Here is a 16,873-nt window from a genome sequence, read left to right as displayed (position 1 = left end):
GGGTAAAGCATTGTTTATTTTTCACCCTTTACCCTTAGCCCCAAACACTTTGCTATATTACACCTTCAATTTTTCTACGTTTTTGTAGCTGATGGCAATCGATTCGAGTGGCGGTAATTTGCAAACATCCTGCTCCACAAAATAGTGTTTCAGTCCAGCCGTACTCTTAGCATCGAAAATCCGCTGGAAATTTATCGAGCCCGTACCAACTGGTGCAAAAGCGCGTTCGGCGGTTTTTTCCATGTCTTTGATGTGCCAAAGCGGAAAACGTCCGGGATGTTTTTTGAACAAGGCTACCGGGTCTTGTTCGGCGAAAGTTGCCCAGTATAAATCGAGTTCGAGTTTAACCAGATTTTTGTCGGTTTCGCTCAGCAATACGTCGTAGGGTATTTTTCCATCCATCGCCTTAAATTCAAAGTCGTGGTTATGGTAACAGAACTGAATACCAGCCGCTTTACAGACTTCGGCCGACTTGTTAAAAAGTTCGGCAAACTGTTTGTAATCATCTAGTTTAGTACGTTCGTCGGGAAACAGATACGCGCAAACCATATATTTCTGACCAATAGCAGCGGCATCGTCAACGGCCCGTTTCCAATCTTTTAGCAGCGTTCCTTTGGCATTCGGCATCGTCTTCCCAGTGACGTAGTGGCCGCTTGGTGCCGATAAACCGAGGCTTTTCAGGAAATCACTGTATTCTTTTGGTGTTTTACCAAAGAATTTTCCATCGCCATATCCAAACGATTCAACTTCTTTATAACCAATCTGGGCTACTTTTTTCAACGTACCATCGGGGTCTTTTGCCATCAGGTCACGTAGCGTATAGAGCTGAAGACCAACCGTTTTGGCCGATGCGGCAAATGTATCGAATGAGGGTAGTAAGGCTGCCGATGTAGCCAATGCACCCAATTTGAGAAATTGTTTCCGAGTGATTTTGTCAGAATAATTCATAGACATAGGTTACAGATAAATAACTATGGGCAATATGCTCATGCTAGTAATGGCAAAAGATAAGTGTGGTTTGGGTTTACTGTTTACCGATATTCCGTAGCATCCTGATTACACTATGCTACGTATCAAAACAGCACCCTGCCACATATTTATCTGCCTTACCTGCTATAGATTGTCTTCGCTATGATAGGTTTATTTTTCATCTTTTTTCGGTTCAATTGTGATATTCCCGGCTTTCGTGCGAATAATTAAGCAGCAATCAACCAGAACGTTAACCAGCACACCAATCACTTGACTAAGCAGGATCACTTTATTGCCATGATCAGCGCCAACAAAGGCATCATTTACAAGGTGGCCAATGTCTATTGCGAGAACGCGGAGAATAGAAAAGATCTGATACAGGAAATAATGGTGCAGTTATGGCTCTCTTTCGACCGATATGACAACCAGTTCAGACATTCCACCTGGATTTATCGAATCGCCCTGAATACAGCCATTTCGTTTTATCGGAAAGACCACCGCCGAAAAACCATTTCGCTACCCGTGTCAGACGACAGTCTACTATTCTTTGCCGATAACGACTCGGACGAAACCGAACCAAACCTTGCTTTATTACACCAATTCCTGACAGAACTTCATGAATTGGATCGGGCACTCATGTTGCTTTATCTGGAAGAAAAAACCCATCTACAAATCGCCGAAATTCTGGGAATTACAACAACAAACGTAGCGACTAAAATTGGTCGGATTAAAGAACGACTGAAACGTAAATTTTCAAGCAAAAACAACTAAAATGGACGATAAACAACTCATTGCCCTCTGGCAATCGTATGACAAAAAGCTAGACGAAAGTCTGGTGCTGAATCAGAAAAACGCGGAAGATATTACTACGATAAAAGTTCAGCATCTAATTAAATCCATGAACACTACTAAACTGATTACAATAGCGATAGGCGTTATTTGGGTCAGTGCAGGTACGCTGCTTGTTGGCAACCTTTTCCTTTTCGCGTTTGACCAAGTCAGCAAGTTCTTCCTGTTTTCAGCAGCTATTCAACTGTTGCTAACGCTAATCGCTATAGTTGTTTATCTATATCAACTTATCCTCATTCATAAGGTAAATAGTGATGAGCCTATTATACATACACAGGAAAAATTGGCCCGCTTAAAGGTATCTACGCTGTGGGTTACGCGCATTCTTTTTTTGCAATTGCCCGTCTGGACTACGTTCTATCTGAGTGAACGAATGTTTATAAACGTCGGCGCAGTATTTTACGTAATACAGATTTTTATTACGTTAGTGTTCTCCTACGTAGCGGTCTGGCTTTTCCTGAATATCAAGTATGAGAATCGCCACAAAAAGTGGTTTCGTCTGATTTTTGACGGCAAGGAATGGACGCCCCTCATGAAGTCGATGGAGCTATTGAGTCAGCTTCACGATTATCGGAACGTAACGGATAGTAAGCTCAGTCAATAGTTTATCTGTCTTATGATACATCAGTTATTCTTTGTGATAGAAATGGCCTTCCCAATCGGTTATCTACCTGATTAGTAAGGCCATTTCTATCAATCCAAAAAGTAAGCTTTATTTCTTTTTCGAAGCGGTAGCTGATTTTTTAGCCTGCGCTGAGCCGTTATAACTGATTTTGAACAACGTACCATTCAGGTCGTCGGTTACGTATAGTGAGCCATCGGGACTTTGTGCCAATCCGCAGGGGCGGTGCTGAACAGGGCCAGTCGGTTTTTCCAGATCAATACCGGCAAAGTTATCGGCGAAGATTTCCCATGGTCCAGATGGTTTCCCATTTTTAAATGGTACGAAACCAACCAGATAGCCTTTTTTCAACTCCTGTGATTGACCGTGAAAGGCGATGAACGCACCATTCCGATAGCGCTCAGGAAAAGCGGTTCCCGTGTAAAATAACAATGCATTTGGGCCCATGTGTGCCGGGAAAGCAGATACAGGATTGATAGCTTTTTCGCCACCCGTTTTCTTTCCATCACCACCATATTCGGGAGCCAGAATTTTCTTTTTCTGGATATGGTCGTAATACACATATGGCCAGCCAGCATCATCTCCCTGATGCAATTCATACATCGTTTCGGCAGGCAACGTAGCACTTTGTTGTGGTGTATAATATTGCGGATAAAAATCATCGAACTTGCCCCGACCATGCTGTAGCACGAACAATGTATTGTTTTTGCTGTTCCAGTCCAGCCCCACTACGTTCTTTAATCCTTTGCCGTAGTGAACACCGTCGGAAGGCTTCTGATTAGGTACATCCGCTTTAAACTTCCAGATACCAACTGTATCGAGTAGAGGGCAGGGCATCATACCTTTTCCGGTTCCGGGTTGGCGGCACGGGTCGTTGTCGGATGCTACATTGACGTACAGATTCCCCTGATTATCCAGTGCAATAGACTTCGATTTATCGCGATCTTTTTCACGCAGTCCCGACACAAGCAGTTCTGGTTTTTCAGCGTCGATAACTTCCTGTTTATCATTGAGTTTATACCGATACACGCTGCTATTCGACGAGGTATAGAGGTAATCTTTCTGGATTAAAATACCTGTTCCGGGATAATCGCCAAAGCCAACCCGTTCGTCAATCTTGCCGTCGTTATCGGTATCGCGTAAACGATAAACACCTTTACCATCTTTCAATTTATTGAGTTTCACGTAAATATCACCAGTCTTCGAAATGGCGATATGCCGTGGATTGCCCAACTCTTCAGCCACAATCTTGCCGGAAAATCCAGCGGGTAATTTTAAAGCAAGGGGCGGAACATCTTTTTTGGGCAAATGAGTAGAGGGTTTACCGGGATTTCCACCAAAACCATGTACAGTTACGAGTAGAGCCAGAAGGCTTGTCAGACCAGAAAGCGGTTTATTCATTGTTTGTCAGTAGAGTATACGTTTTCGCAGGCATTTGCAATACGTAGCGTTTGCCGACAAAAGCGTAATAGATGCTTCAGATACTTACAACCTACGTAGCATCTGTGAATCAGTAATTTTCAGTAACTCCTGACTCTTTACTACGCTAAACCTTACCGAATCATGAAACGACTCAAACGGTACGTACTGCTTTTGCTGGCAGTTGCTGGTTTTCTGGTTGCCTTTCGGCAGGATACCCTACCCGAACCAACGCCGGATGAACACCGATTTCGAAAGGTTTTTCTGACCGGAAATATGCCTGATTTGATTGAAATGGACATTGCACCCAATGGCGATGTGTATTTCATCACAATGACCGGGGGTGTATGGGTCTATAACATTCGGCAGAAAGACGCCCGATTGCTAACAAAAATACCCGTCAGCATGTCGACCGAAGCGCGTATGCAGGGCATTGTGCTCGACCCGAATTTTAGCCAGAATCGTCGGTTGTATTTGTATTATGCTCCTTTAAATCAGGGGAAAGTGAATCGGGTATCGCGTTTTACGTTGCAGGGCGATTCACTGGCTCGATCAACAGAAAAGGTAGTTATCGAAATTCCTGATTCGCAACATTGCTGCCATGCCGGTGGCGGTATGGCGTTCGATAAACACGGTAATTTGTACATTGCTACGGGTGATAACACGAATCCATTCGGCACCAATTATTCACCCAGCGATGAGCGAACCGGCCGGGAAGAATATGACGCGCAACGCTCGTCGGCAAACACGAATGACTTACGCGGGAAAGTGCTACGTATTCACCCCGAAGATGATGGTTCATATACCATTCCGCAGGGTAATCTCTTCGCGAAAACCGACAAAACCAAACCCGAAATCTACATCATGGGGTGCCGCAATCCATACCGCGTAACCGTTGACCGCGACACCGATTTGTTGTACTGGAGCGAAGTAGGCCCTGATGCCAGCGATACCGATGCTCGTGGACCGCGCGGTTACGACGAAATCAATCAGACGTCGAAACCGGGTTTTCATGGCTGGCCGCTGGTGATTGGTGACAACGAACCTTATGCCAAAGTCAATTTCGATACGGATTCGATCCGTGAACGTATCGACCCAGCACACCCGATAAATTCGTCGCCCAACAATACGGGATTGCGCGAACTGCCACCGGCTCAGAAACCAATGATCTGGTACCCTTACGATAATTCGACCCAATTCCCAGAACTCGGTGCCGGTGGACGTACCGCTATTATGGGGCCGATTTATTACTACGATGCCAAAAATCCGTCGTCCAGCAAGTTTCCGGCTTATTTCGACCGTAAACTATTTATTGCCGACTGGATGCGGAATTGGCTAAAAGTGGTATCGCTCGATGAGCAGAAGAAGCTGAGTCGCATCGATGCGTTTATGCCTTCTGCTACGTTCCGCAAACCGATGAGCATGAAATTTGGCCCCGATGGTGCGTTCTACGTTATCGAGCATGGTTCGCTTTGGGGTGGTAATAAAGATTCTCGCTTGGTACGTATCGACTACATTTCGGGCAATCGCCCGCCAATTGCCAAAATCACTACGTCGGCCGATGCGGGACCATCGCCGATGCGCGTTCATCTGTCGGCCCGACAATCGCTTGATTACGATCAAAATGACGCTTTAACGTATCGGTGGTTTGTCGATGGAAAAGCATTAACCCAGCAATCGTCTGACTTGAACCACGTACTAACCAAGCCGGGAAAACATCGTATCAAATTGGTTGTTCGCGACAAATCTGGTGCTACGTCTTCCTCTGAAACCGATATTCTGGTAGGCAATACGCCCCCAACGGTGCAGATCGACGTAGCAAATACGGGATTGCTCAAGAGTACGCAGGTAACGTATCGGGTTCGCGTAACAGACCCGGAAGACAAGCAGATAGACCCTAAAAACGTAGCGGTAAAATTGACGTATTTACCGACCAGCCGAGCGTTGAAGCAATCGTCAACCGGATCTATTCTTTCTGAACATCAGCGCGGACTGACGTGGATTGAAGAAAGTGATTGTAAAGCCTGCCACGCCCTGATGTCGAAATCAGTGGGACCGAGTTTTCAGATGATTGCCGAACGATATAGTGATCAGAAAAAAGCGCCTGAGTTGGTGGCAAGTCTCGGTCAGAAAATTATCAAAGGTGGACATGGCGTTTGGGGCGAATCGAACATGAGTGCCCATCCGCAACTCGCTCCGGACGTTACCGACGAAATGGTGCGATACATTCTTTCGCTGACAGACGATAAACCCGTTGAAAAAAAGCTGAGTCCAGAAGGTCAATTTGCCGTAGATCTTGCTCAACCGGGTACGTATGTGCTGACCGCCAGCTATACCGATCTAGGCACAAAATCGACAAAACCGCTTTCGCGCCAAACGACGAAAGTGCTACGTTCTCCCGTTTTTCAGGGACAGGATTTTGACAAAGGAATTGAGTTACACCGTGGCGCTACGTTGCAGGGTATCAATAACTTATCGTATGCGATGGCGCAACAGGTAGATATGACAGGAGTTCGTGAGTTAGTTTTCCAGTTCATCACCGAAACACCGGGAACCACCATTCACATAAAACGCGATAGCCCTACGGGCGAAACACTGGCCGACGTAGCAGTGCCTGTTGGCAAATGGAAAAACTGGCAGGAACGTAGCGTCGCCATCAAACCCGTTACCGGTCGACACGATATTTACCTCTGCTTCGAAAACCGAAACAACATTTTCAATCTGGCCGAAGTAAAATCCGTTACGTTCAAGTAAATGAAAAATGGATAATGATTTGGCTGACTTAACTGCCTTCATTATCCATTCTTCATTGTACATTGTACATTTTGCATTTAAACCAGACCTTTCTTCATCGCTTTCACGGCATAATCGGCTGCGCGAGCGGAGAGAGCCATATAGGTTAACGACGGGTTTTGTGTGGACGTTGATGTCATACAGGCACCGTCGGTGACGAATACGTTTTTGCAGTGGTGCATCTGATTCCATTTGTTCAGAATCGACGTTTTAGGATCTTTTCCCATCCGAGCACCACCCATTTCGTGAATATCCAGGCCGGGGTTCCGGTTGTCGTCGCGAAGGCGGATATTTTTGAAACCAGCTTCGGTAAACATTTCGGTCATCTGCTCCTGATAATCCTTCACCATTTTATCGTCGTTGTCGTCGTAGGCAACCGAGATTTTTAATTGAGGAATACCGAACGGATCTTTCAGCGATGAATCGAGTGCTACGTAGTTGGTTTCTTTCGGGATGGTTTCGCCCATCATGTGCGAGCCAACATGCCAGCCGCCCAGTTTGGGATTCAGCAAACTCTCTTTCAAATCGGCCCCTACTCCACTCTGATCAGATCGGGAAATTCGGCCAGCCGAAAAACCAGCCGCATAACCTCGCAGGAAATTGGTTTCCTGCTTCAATACGTTGCGGAACCGGGGAATGTAAGGGCCATTTGGCCGACGCCCATCTGTTGTCGAATCGAGAAAGCCGTCAAATTCACCCGTAATACCCGCCCTATAATTGTGAAATGCTACGTATTTACCCAATACACCACTATCGTTGCCAAGACCGTTCGGGAACCGATTCGAGGTTGAGTTCAACAGAACGAGGTTGGAATTCAGCGCGGCTGCATTGAGGAAAATAATACGGGCGTAGAATTCCTGCATTTGTTTAGTTTCGGTATCAACCACACGTACGCCCGTAGCGCGACCTTTCTTCTCGTCGTAAATAATCGAATGCACCACCGAGTTCGGACGTAGCGTCATCTTCCCAGTTTTAGCCGCCCACGGAATTGTAGATGAATTACTACTAAAATAGCCCCCAAACGGACATCCCCGCTCGCAAATAGTCCGATGCTGACACTGAGCTCTACCCTGCTGATAATGAATGGGCTGAGGTTGTGTAATGTGAGCAGCACGACCCATAATAACGGGCCGATCTTTGTAACGAGCGGCTATTTTCTGCTGAAAATGTTTCTCCACGCAGTTCCACTCGTGTGGGGGTAAAAACTCGCCGTCGGGTAACGTAGCAATGCCGTCTTTATTCCCGGTAATACCCGCGAATTTCTCTACGTAGCTATACCACGGAGCAATATCCGCGTAGCGAATTGGCCAGTCGACAGCAAATCCATCGCGGGCGGGGCCTTGATAATCGAAGTCGCTCCAGCGTTGGGTTTGCCGTGCCCACATCAGCGATTTTCCACCCACCTGATAGCCACGAATCCAGTCGAACGGTTTTTCCTGAACGTACGGGTGTTCGGCGTCTTTCACGAAAAACTGTTCGGTACCTTCATAGAAAGCATAACACTTACTGATAATCGGGTTGGCTTCCTTCACCTCACGCCGAAGCTGATTTCGGTGTTCAAACTCCCACGGCTGCTTGTTGGTAGTCGGATAGTCTGTTACGTGCCGAACATCACGTCCACGCTCGAGAACCAGCGTACGTAACCCCTTTCCCGTCAGCTCTTTGGCAGCCCAGCCTCCGCTTATACCCGAACCAACTACAATGGCATCGTAGGTATTAAGCGCCTGAGCATCAATATTTAGATAAGACATAGGTTTGATAATCGGGAGTCAAAAGTTAGTAGTCGCTACGTTGTTACGTCCGACCGGAGGCTAATGACTAACGACTCTTAACTTGTTTGGATTGATCAACAGTTTTTTTCTTCACAGGCACACAGCCGTTGTAATGACCGGGAATGAACTGGTAATTCGTCAGGTTGGTCATTACATATTCCGAGGTCATATACCCCCGAACAGTAAGCGCTTTCACCACCGAATAAAAATCTTTCTGAGCCGCATCGTCCGACTTCGACAGTTGTGCCAACAAGCCCGTCCGTTGTGCTACGTCTCCCTCACGAAACGACTTACCAAACGATTTCTGCGCCCAGCTATCTAACGAATCAAGACCGCTTCGGAATGTATCCTGCGCTTTCGGTTCGTAGCAGTCGGCTATCATTTTCTGAACAAACTGATGAATATTCAGCGCTTTAGCTCCCGGCGTATCGGTAGCCGGAATAATTGTTTCGACCATTTCGGTCAGGACTTCGGCCTGAGCGCTGGATAAAATTTGTCGGCCCAAACGAACCGTTTCAGTTGTCCAGCAATTGGCCCAGGCAGGCAGACTTATCAATCCGCCAACGGTACCGACCATCGCTTTCAGCGCGTTACGTCTTTCCACCGATTGCTTGTTTTAGTTATGTTTATTCTGCCAAATATACTCACAAACAGTCATATTTTAGCGCGTTTACCCTGCTATGAAGACAGAAATACCACCGATATGTGAGCAACGTAGCGTCTGTTTTCCATAGAAATCGGGCAAAATTTTTGAGTTGATTTTGGTAAGCGATTTATTCATATAAAGCATCAATATTTCGGCAAAAAAACGAACGTTCAGCCTTATCCGTGTGTTTTACTTGTGTGCAACAACTCACGCATTTCATTTCCTGCAAATCAGTGAGTTATCTATTCACCGAGCGCTTATTTCCTACTGCTACTCTCACGTTTTCAGGCGTATTTCCCAACCATTCCGGAAACCTTAACAGGCTGCCTCGGTCTGTTAAATAGGTATTAAATCACAACCGACGTAACCAGTACATGCAACAAACCGTCTACTAACTACGTAAGAGTGTATAAGTTCACCGATTTAATTATTCGATTAACTCTATGGAACAACCAGTTATGAAACGTATGCGCACAAACCTCAATTGTCATCGATCGATAAAATCATTGCTCGGAATGGTTCTGGCCGGGTTTATAATTTCTCTTTCTTCCTGCCAAAAGCCCGTAGCCGATGACGTTCCTCCGCAAACGAATACCAGTACATCAACGTCAGATAATCAGACGATAAACGACTGGATTCTGGAAAACATGAAGGAGGTGTATTACTGGAACGATAAAATTCCGGCCAATCCAGATAAGACGCTGACGCCAGATGCATTCTTCGAGTCACTCCTTAACAAATACGACGTAACAACGAACCCCAATGGCGACCGTTTTTCGTGGATACAGGAAAGTGCCAGTGATCTTCAGGCCAGTCTGAGTGGACAAACCACAACTACGGGCATGGAGTATAATCTTTACCTTCGGTCGTCGGGCAGTTCAGATGTGATTGCACAGGTATTGTACGTATTACCGGGCTCACCAGCCGAAAAGGCCGGCATAAAACGGGGCGACATTATTTCGAAAGTGAACGGACAAGGGCTGAATACGACAAATTATGGGAATCTGTTGTTTTCGGGTACTACGTATACATTTGGGTTCGCTACGATGAGCGGACAATCGCTCGTCGATTCAGATCAGACCCGGACGGTAACGGCTACGGTTTTTCAGGAAAATCCGGTCTTTCTTGATTCGGTTTACACTGTGGGCAGCAAAAGAGTCGGTTATCTGGTCTATAATCAGTTTGTGCCGGGCGCCAATGGCAGCAGTGCTGACGAATACGATGCACAGGTAGATGCCGTTTTTAGTGATTTCAAGGCCAAAGGTGTTAACGAGCTTGTGCTGGATTTACGGTATAATCCGGGCGGTTATACATCGTCGTCGGCTAATCTGGCCAGTCTGATTGGCAAAGGCGTTAGTTCTAATACGTTGTATTTTCGGGAAGAATGGAATGCTACGTTAATGCCTCAACTGCAACGCGAATACGGCAGCAGCTTTTTCACCCAGAATTTTCTCACGAAAGCCCAGAATATCGGTGGTAGTCTCTCCCGCGTGTTTGTGCTGACGACCGATCATACTGCTTCAGCCAGCGAGCTAATCATTAATGGACTACGTCCGTACATGACAGTTACTACGATTGGTAGCACTACGTATGGTAAAAATGTGGGTTCTATTACCATAAGCGACGATTCGGGTAAGATCAAGTGGGGTATGCAACCCATAGTCTTTAAATCGTATAACAGTCTGGGGCAGTCGGATTATGCTACAGGCTTCAAACCTTCTATAGAAGTAGACGAGCCCCTCAACTTATTACAATTGGGCGATACCAACGAAGCTATGCTACGTACTGCCCTGAATCAGATAACGGGTAGTGCTACGACAGGACGGCAGGGAATTGCATCAGGCAATACGTTACCGTCGGTGGGTTCTTCGATTCAGCGCAAAGCCGGTAATCATTCCATGGTTCGGGCACTTAAAACGTTGAATCTGTAAGTTTTTCAATAACGGAACATTTTCCAACGACTACGGCACAAAGAGGGTCTTTGTGTTGTAGTCGTTCCGGTTTTTCGGTCTAATTCATACAATGACAACAACAATTAAGAATTTTTATGACACCAACACGTTATTAACTAACAGGCATTTGGCGTAATTTTGCCAGACGAGATTACTTAATCAGGTGCATCCTGCCAGCATCTGAAGCCAATAAATTCAGTTTGCTACGTGGCTTCTTCAACGCAGTGGTTTCGGGCAGGAAGAGTAAAAACATCGTTCTTAACGCAAATTGGTATAACTTTACGTTTCAGTTTTTTTTGTACACGCTAACTTTCATGATTCATTTCCCATTTCGATTTTTTTCGGCAACTGAATCTACGCCGAAATCTATATCCTCAGAGACAGCTCTCTTACCCACCGGTCAAACACCTCAAAATCATCGCCGGAACCAACGTATCAACTGGGCATTGGGCGTGCTCTGCCTGGGCTGGGCTAGCGTACTAGTTGGTTGTAATGGCTCAAGCAGTACTGTATCGACACTCGGCGACTGGGTAAAACGGTCGGACCTTGAAGGAGTTGCACGATATCAAGCCAGTGGATTTGTGATTAATAACATTGCCTATATGGGCACGGGTACTAATACCAGCAACGAACGCTTACAGGATTTCTGGGCCTACGATCCAGCTCGTAATGCCTGGACTCAAAAAGCTAACTATGGTGGTGGAGCCCGTTATGCAGCCGTTGGTTTTTCAGTAGGTTCTAAAGGATATCTCGGAACGGGTGTTGATGTAAACAGCAATCGCAAAGCTGATTTCTGGGAATACGATCCAACTGCCAATACGTGGAAAAAAATAGCTGATTTCACGGGCACAGCTCGTCAGGCAGCAACAGCCTTTACAATTGGCAACAAAGGCTACGTAACAACAGGCTTTGACGGTAATTACCTGAAAGACATGTATTCGTACGATCCGGCCACTAATGCCTGGACTAAAGTAGCCAGCTACGGTGGTGCGAAACGAATTGGTGCCATTGCGTTTGTTATCGACAATAAAGCCTATGTCGGCACAGGTAATAACAACGGGGTTCCTCAGAAAGACTGGTATGTATACGATCCTGCTCAGGATTTGTGGACTCAAAAAGCTGACTTTATTACCGACCAATCGGCCATTGCCCGGAGTTATGGTGTTGGCTTTTCTATTGGCAGCTACGGCTATCTAACCTTAGGTGATAGCAACGTGAAAGATGTATGGCAGTATAATCCTGCTACAGATACCTGGGCTACTTTAGGTACATTTGAAGGTAGTGCCCGCGCTTACGCCGTTGGTTTTTCGATCAGCGGAAAAGGGTACGTAACAACAGGTGGCAGCGGCTCGGCTCGTTATGACGACATCTGGGCGTTTGATCCTACTATCGAGCAGGTAACTGAATAATACGGATGTCTGCAGTGGCAAACAATAACGGGCCTCGGTCGAAGACTAAACTTGTCCGAATCGGATTATTGCTACTGCTGACAGTTCTGGCTATTCTGACCGCTATTTTTATCTATCAGCGCCAACCGCACTATGCAGTTCAGGTGATAAAAACACCGGGGGGCTGGGGATACGACATTTTAAATAACGGTACGCTATTCATTCATCAGCCGACGATACCGGGGCAATCGGGTATCGTCGGTTTTAGTAGTAAGGAACAAGCGCGCCGGGTTGGCGAACGGGTAGTAGAGAAAATAGAACAGACGCAGGCCATGCCTACGTTAACGAATGATGAATTACGCCAGTTAGGCGTCCAGATTCCCTGAATTATTTGCTTATGCGTACTTGCTGGTACGCCGGTTTGCTTTTGCTCACCGGTATATTTTTATCTGCCTGTCAATCGGGGTCACTCGATATTGGACAGTCAGTCATTAATCCTCAGCAAATGCTGATCCAATCCGTTGATTCTGTGACGGTTCAATCCGCTACGGTAATGCGGTCGGATTCGTTTCCGACTTGGGGTGATGCGGATTTGGTTGTAGGAGGCTGGTCTGACCCACAAACGGGAAAACTGACAGCACGAACCTTTACGACACTCGATTTCAACAACAATCCACTGGCCGACCAGACGGTCTTTCAGTTCGATTCGCTGGTACTTGAGTTAGGCTATTCATTTGCTTTCGGCGATACAACTTCGGCTTTTACAGTTAATGTACATCGCTTAAATAAAGTACTTCCAAGTCAGGTTTATTATAACACGAGTTCGGTAGATTACGAAGCCACGCCATTTTTGCAGGCAACCGTTATTCCTCAACCGAATAGCCGTACGAAACAAATTCGACTCCGTTTGCCCGATGCACTTTCCCGTACATTTTTCGACAAACTGATTAAAAACGAAATCTCCGATGCGAATACGCTAAACAATTTCCTGACTGGATTCGCTTTTACAGGTTCTTCCAGAACAAATGCCTTTGTTGGATTTGCAGCGGCTGCTACAGGCAGTGGGCTACGTCTGTATTACCACAATACGTCTGGCACCGACGTAAGTACATCGTCTAGCTCAATTCAGTTTCCATTTGGTGCTATGCACTTCACACAGTTACAGCGTGACTTTACTGGAAGCCCACTGAGCGGTTTAAAAAATAAATCGGATGCTATAAGTAGCCAACAAACAGGCAATTCTACATTCGTTATTCCAGGTGCTGGCATCCAGACACGTATTGAGTTACCGTATCTGAACGACTTTCCCCGGCCTGACAAATTTGCTGATTTAAACAGTGCTGTACTTGTGTTGGGGCCTATCCGTCGTGATTTCCGCGATAATTATGCACCACCAACACAGCTTTCTCTTTATTTCGGTAATAACCAGAACGAAATCTTGTCAGGCGTACCCGGTGGAACAACGGGTGGCACTCAGGCTGTGAGTACGTATGTGTATGACCCAAACGCCCTAACGCAGGCCAATTATTACGCCTTCGATCTAACCTATTACATCGGTCAGATTATTAAGCGTAAAACATCGAATCGTTCGATGCTTCTTACCCTGCCAATTGATGCCAATGGAGCAGCTCCTTCGCTACGTTCGCTGATTCAGCGTGTTGCTATCGGCGACCGTTTTAAGGCAAACGAGCGGCTACAGTTGAAATTATTCATTACGTCGGGAATCTAACGTAGTGCTTTTTCGGAATAAACAGGAAATGAAAACGGGCAGCCAATAGGTCTGCCCGTTTTCATTTTTATAACCCTGTCACTACGTATGCTTTTCCTTTTTGGGTTGGGAACGACGTAACGTAGCCAGTTTCCGTTTGTTTCGATTGCACCTTTACGTCTTTAACTTCAATGGGTCTGCTTGTTCGGATTCGGCAAACATCGCCCGTCAATGAGCTAACTTTTGCGGATGTTAGCCGACGGTTTTTCCAGCTCATATCCACAGTAAATCCGCCACGTGCTTTCAGTCCTGTTACGTTCCCATCTTTCCAGGCATCGGGCAAAGCTGCCAGCAAATGAATATCATTTAAATGGCTCTGAATCAGCATTTCAGCAATACCAGCAGTTCCACCAAAGTTGCCATCAATTTGAAATGGTGGGTGCGCGTCGAAGAAATTTGGATACGTACCGCCCCCCTGACTCATATTCACACCTGACTGGCTTGTGTAAGTCAGTAATTCACGTAACAGTCGGTAAGCATGGTTTCCATCGAGCAATCTTGCCCAGAAATTGATTTTCCAGGCGCGGCTCCAGCCAGTTCCGGCATCACCTCGCATTTCGAGCGTTTTTTTGGCCGCAGCCGCAAAATCTGGCGTAGTGATTGGCGCTATTTGTCGACCCGGGTGTAGCCCGAACAAGTGCGATACGTGCCGATGTTGCGGGTCAACATCTTCCCAATCTTTATTCCATTCCTGCAAATTCCCTTTACGACCAATATGAAGCGGATACATTTTTTTGCGTTTCTCGGTCAATAGTTGTCGAAAATCCGGCTCTAAATTTAATACGGCCGACGCATCGATCAGGTTGGTGAATAAATCCCAGATAATCGACATGTCCATCGTCGTAGCTACCGAAATCGGTGATGGTTTTCCTTTTGCGTCGATAAAATCATTTTCGGGCGATACCGATGGCGATACAATCAGGTAACCTTCTTTATCTTCGATCAGCCAGTCAAGGTAAAATTCGGCGGCACCTTTCATGAGCGGATAAGCCGTTTCCTTCAGAAATTTTTTATCACCCGTAAACCGATAATGCTCCCACAAGTGCTGACATAACCAGCCTGCGCCCTGATTCCAGTTCGCCCATTTCGGGTCGCCCTGCCCTTTGTCTCCTACAGGATTTGCTATTGCCCAGATATCGGTGTTATGGTGGGCAACCCATCCACGCATATTGTAAAACTCCTTAGCGGTCATTTTGCCGTTTTTCGCCAGAGAGCCAAGGAAACTCAGCAACGGCCAGTGCATTTCCGACAGATTTGTAACTTCTACCGGCCAGTAGTTCATCTGCGTATTGATATTGATGGTATAATTAGAACTCCAGGGTGCTCGCAGTTCTTTGTTCCAGATTCCCTGAAGATTAGCCGGAACGCCCGGCACCCGCGAGCTTGAAATCAACAGATAACGACCATATTGCCCATAAAGCGTCTCAAGACCCGGATCATAAGCACCTTTCGTATAACCGAGCAAGCGTTGATCTGAAGGCAGCGCTGCGTTTGAATTATTCGCAATTGTATCGGTAATCTGAAGCGAAAAACGGTTAAAATATTTCTGATAATCTGCTACGTGTCGATTCAATAACGTTTGAAAATCACTACCAATGGCTCTACGTATTATCTCTTCAGCGAGTTTGTTTTCATCTTTCCCGTCTTTATCAGGGCATTTGTCATACCCGTTGAAACTGGTTGTGGCCGTCACTAGTAACAGCACTTCCGATGCATTCCGAACGTGAATTCCCGACGTATCGCTTTGTAACGTACCGCCTTTGTTTATGGCTTTCATTCGCAGTTGAAAACGCATGCCTTTACAACCCGCTACGTCCTCATAAATTACGTGTTCGCGATCTTTCGGATTGTAATAATTAGGATCAACCTGCGCCGGGGCTTTTCCTTTCATTATCCATTCAGCACTGTTACTTGCTACGTTCTGGAAACGTAACTGACTCCGGGTTGTGGCATCGAAACTTAGTTGCCCCGGTTTGCTGGCTCTCAGACGAATAACCATGAGCTGATCAGGAGCGGATGTAAAGATTTCGCGAGTAAATTCGGTTCCGTTTGCCGTGAAGCGCGTAGTAGCAATCGCTTTCTGAATATCGAGGTCGCGGTGATACGTAGTGGGAGTTGCTCCTTTTAGGTTATGTCTGATAATCAGGTCACCTAACGGCAGATATGACTGTGTATATAGCCCCTGCATGTTCTTTACAAGTGCTACAGCCTCACTATATTCTTCCCGTTCCAGTGCCTGACGTACTTGAGGCAGATAGGTTGGAGATTCGGGATTTACGGGACCGCTTACAGGCCCCCCCGACCATAATGTACATTCATTTAGTTGAATCAATTCTTCCTCGACGCCCCCAAAAACCATTGCCCCGATACGTCCATTTCCAACGGGTAACGCTTCGGTCCAGATGGAAGCAGGTTGCTTATACCATAGTTTCAGATTCGACGGGGAAAACCCTATTCGTGAACAAGTAAGCGCGAAAACAAGTAAACAAAATTGTTTCATAAAAACGGTACGTATCAATTGCCATAAAACATAACTAAGGCAACGTAACGATAAAGAAAAAATGGCTGAATTTATCATCAGTCAGCCCGTATTTCTCTTCCAATAAATAGTATGTAAATTTCATTCGTTACGGTAATATCTAATTTCTCCGATTATTCTCCGGCACTTTCTGGCAATTCACCGCACGTAGTTAGG

General features: G+C 46.1%; 12 protein-coding genes. 7 read left to right on the top strand and 5 right to left on the bottom strand.

Features of this window, described 5'->3' with window-relative positions:
• Positions 1-57: 57 nt before the first annotated feature.
• Complete coding sequence (locus tag ACYVD4_RS22880; protein WP_460949699.1) at positions 58-948, bottom strand: sugar phosphate isomerase/epimerase family protein; 891 nt, start codon at positions 946-948, stop codon at positions 58-60.
• A 291-nt stretch (positions 949-1,239) separates the two neighbouring features.
• Here ACYVD4_RS22880 and ACYVD4_RS22875 point away from each other — a divergent pair, with 291 nt between their 5' ends.
• On the top strand, positions 1,240-1,740 hold the full coding sequence (locus ACYVD4_RS22875) for an RNA polymerase sigma factor (protein WP_460949698.1): 501 nt from the start codon (positions 1,240-1,242) through the stop codon (positions 1,738-1,740).
• A 1-nt stretch (position 1,741) separates the two neighbouring features.
• Positions 1,742-2,422 carry a hypothetical protein gene (locus ACYVD4_RS22870; protein WP_460949696.1) on the top strand — a complete coding sequence of 227 codons (681 nt, stop codon included), beginning with the start codon at positions 1,742-1,744 and terminating at the stop codon, positions 2,420-2,422.
• 108 nt (positions 2,423-2,530) lie between these two features.
• Here ACYVD4_RS22870 and ACYVD4_RS22865 read toward each other — a convergent pair whose 3' ends face one another.
• Positions 2,531-3,841 carry a PQQ-dependent sugar dehydrogenase gene (locus tag ACYVD4_RS22865; protein WP_460949694.1) on the bottom strand — a complete coding sequence of 437 codons (1,311 nt, stop codon included), beginning with the start codon at positions 3,839-3,841 and terminating at the stop codon, positions 2,531-2,533.
• 162 nt (positions 3,842-4,003) lie between these two features.
• Between ACYVD4_RS22865 and ACYVD4_RS22860 the strand changes: the two genes are divergently transcribed.
• Entirely contained in the window at positions 4,004-6,613 is a 2,610-nt protein-coding gene (locus ACYVD4_RS22860) for a PQQ-dependent sugar dehydrogenase (protein ID WP_460949692.1), read from the top strand.
• A gap of 77 nt (positions 6,614-6,690) precedes the next feature.
• On the opposite strand, the gene ACYVD4_RS22855 is transcribed toward ACYVD4_RS22860, so the two are convergent.
• Positions 6,691-8,403: a GMC oxidoreductase gene (locus ACYVD4_RS22855; protein ID WP_460949690.1), complete on the bottom strand. Its 1,713-nt coding sequence runs from the start codon at positions 8,401-8,403 to the stop codon at positions 6,691-6,693.
• A gap of 67 nt (positions 8,404-8,470) precedes the next feature.
• Positions 8,471-9,001 carry a gluconate 2-dehydrogenase subunit 3 family protein gene (locus ACYVD4_RS22850; RefSeq protein WP_460950078.1) on the bottom strand — a complete coding sequence of 177 codons (531 nt, stop codon included), beginning with the start codon at positions 8,999-9,001 and terminating at the stop codon, positions 8,471-8,473.
• A gap of 584 nt (positions 9,002-9,585) precedes the next feature.
• On the opposite strand from ACYVD4_RS22850, the gene ACYVD4_RS22845 reads away from it, so the two are divergent.
• The 4 genes from ACYVD4_RS22845 (at position 9,586) to ACYVD4_RS22830 (ending at position 14,139) form a co-directional block, all read left to right on the top strand.
• Positions 9,586-11,001 carry a S41 family peptidase gene (locus ACYVD4_RS22845; RefSeq protein WP_460950077.1) on the top strand — a complete coding sequence of 472 codons (1,416 nt, stop codon included), beginning with the start codon at positions 9,586-9,588 and terminating at the stop codon, positions 10,999-11,001.
• A 335-nt stretch (positions 11,002-11,336) separates the two neighbouring features.
• Positions 11,337-12,431, top strand: coding sequence for a Kelch repeat-containing protein (locus tag ACYVD4_RS22840; protein ID WP_460949688.1), 1,095 nt, complete (start codon positions 11,337-11,339; stop codon positions 12,429-12,431).
• A gap of 5 nt (positions 12,432-12,436) precedes the next feature.
• Positions 12,437-12,796 (top strand): DUF4907 domain-containing protein, encoded by a 360-nt coding sequence (locus ACYVD4_RS22835; protein ID WP_460949687.1) that lies wholly within the window; start codon positions 12,437-12,439, stop codon positions 12,794-12,796.
• A gap of 11 nt (positions 12,797-12,807) precedes the next feature.
• The gene (locus ACYVD4_RS22830) at positions 12,808-14,139 is read left to right on the top strand and encodes a DUF4270 family protein (RefSeq protein ID WP_460949686.1); all 1,332 of its coding nucleotides are present in this window, start codon (positions 12,808-12,810) and stop codon (positions 14,137-14,139) included.
• A 67-nt stretch (positions 14,140-14,206) separates the two neighbouring features.
• Here the strand turns inward: ACYVD4_RS22830 and ACYVD4_RS22825 are convergent, their stop codons facing one another.
• Positions 14,207-16,678 (bottom strand): glycoside hydrolase family 95 protein, encoded by a 2,472-nt coding sequence (locus ACYVD4_RS22825; protein WP_460949684.1) that lies wholly within the window; start codon positions 16,676-16,678, stop codon positions 14,207-14,209.
• Positions 16,679-16,873 lie beyond the last annotated feature (195 nt).

Source organism: Spirosoma daeguense (genome assembly GCF_054776875.1).
The sequence above is the reverse complement of the archived record's forward strand: the minus strand, read 5'-3'. Positions and strand labels throughout refer to the sequence as shown.

Bases quoted from the DNA above. Each gene is read 5' to 3' on its own strand.
- ACYVD4_RS22845 (WP_460950077.1), top strand. From the start codon at position 9,586: ATGGTTCTGGCCGGGTTTATAATTTCTCTTTCTTCCTGCCAAAAGCCC.
- ACYVD4_RS22835 (WP_460949687.1), top strand. From the start codon at position 12,437: ATGTCTGCAGTGGCAAACAATAACGGGCCTCGGTCGAAGACTAAACTT.
- ACYVD4_RS22855 (WP_460949690.1), bottom strand. From the start codon at position 8,403: ATGTCTTATCTAAATATTGATGCTCAGGCGCTTAATACCTACGATGCC.
- ACYVD4_RS22880 (WP_460949699.1), bottom strand. From the start codon at position 948: ATGAATTATTCTGACAAAATCACTCGGAAACAATTTCTCAAATTGGGT.
- ACYVD4_RS22850 (WP_460950078.1), bottom strand. From the start codon at position 9,001: ATGGTCGGTACCGTTGGCGGATTGATAAGTCTGCCTGCCTGGGCCAAT.
- ACYVD4_RS22870 (WP_460949696.1), top strand. From the start codon at position 1,742: ATGGACGATAAACAACTCATTGCCCTCTGGCAATCGTATGACAAAAAG.
- ACYVD4_RS22830 (WP_460949686.1), top strand. From the start codon at position 12,808: ATGCGTACTTGCTGGTACGCCGGTTTGCTTTTGCTCACCGGTATATTT.
- ACYVD4_RS22860 (WP_460949692.1), top strand. From the start codon at position 4,004: ATGAAACGACTCAAACGGTACGTACTGCTTTTGCTGGCAGTTGCTGGT.
- ACYVD4_RS22840 (WP_460949688.1), top strand. From the start codon at position 11,337: ATGATTCATTTCCCATTTCGATTTTTTTCGGCAACTGAATCTACGCCG.
- ACYVD4_RS22865 (WP_460949694.1), bottom strand. From the start codon at position 3,841: ATGAATAAACCGCTTTCTGGTCTGACAAGCCTTCTGGCTCTACTCGTA.
- ACYVD4_RS22825 (WP_460949684.1), bottom strand. From the start codon at position 16,678: ATGAAACAATTTTGTTTACTTGTTTTCGCGCTTACTTGTTCACGAATA.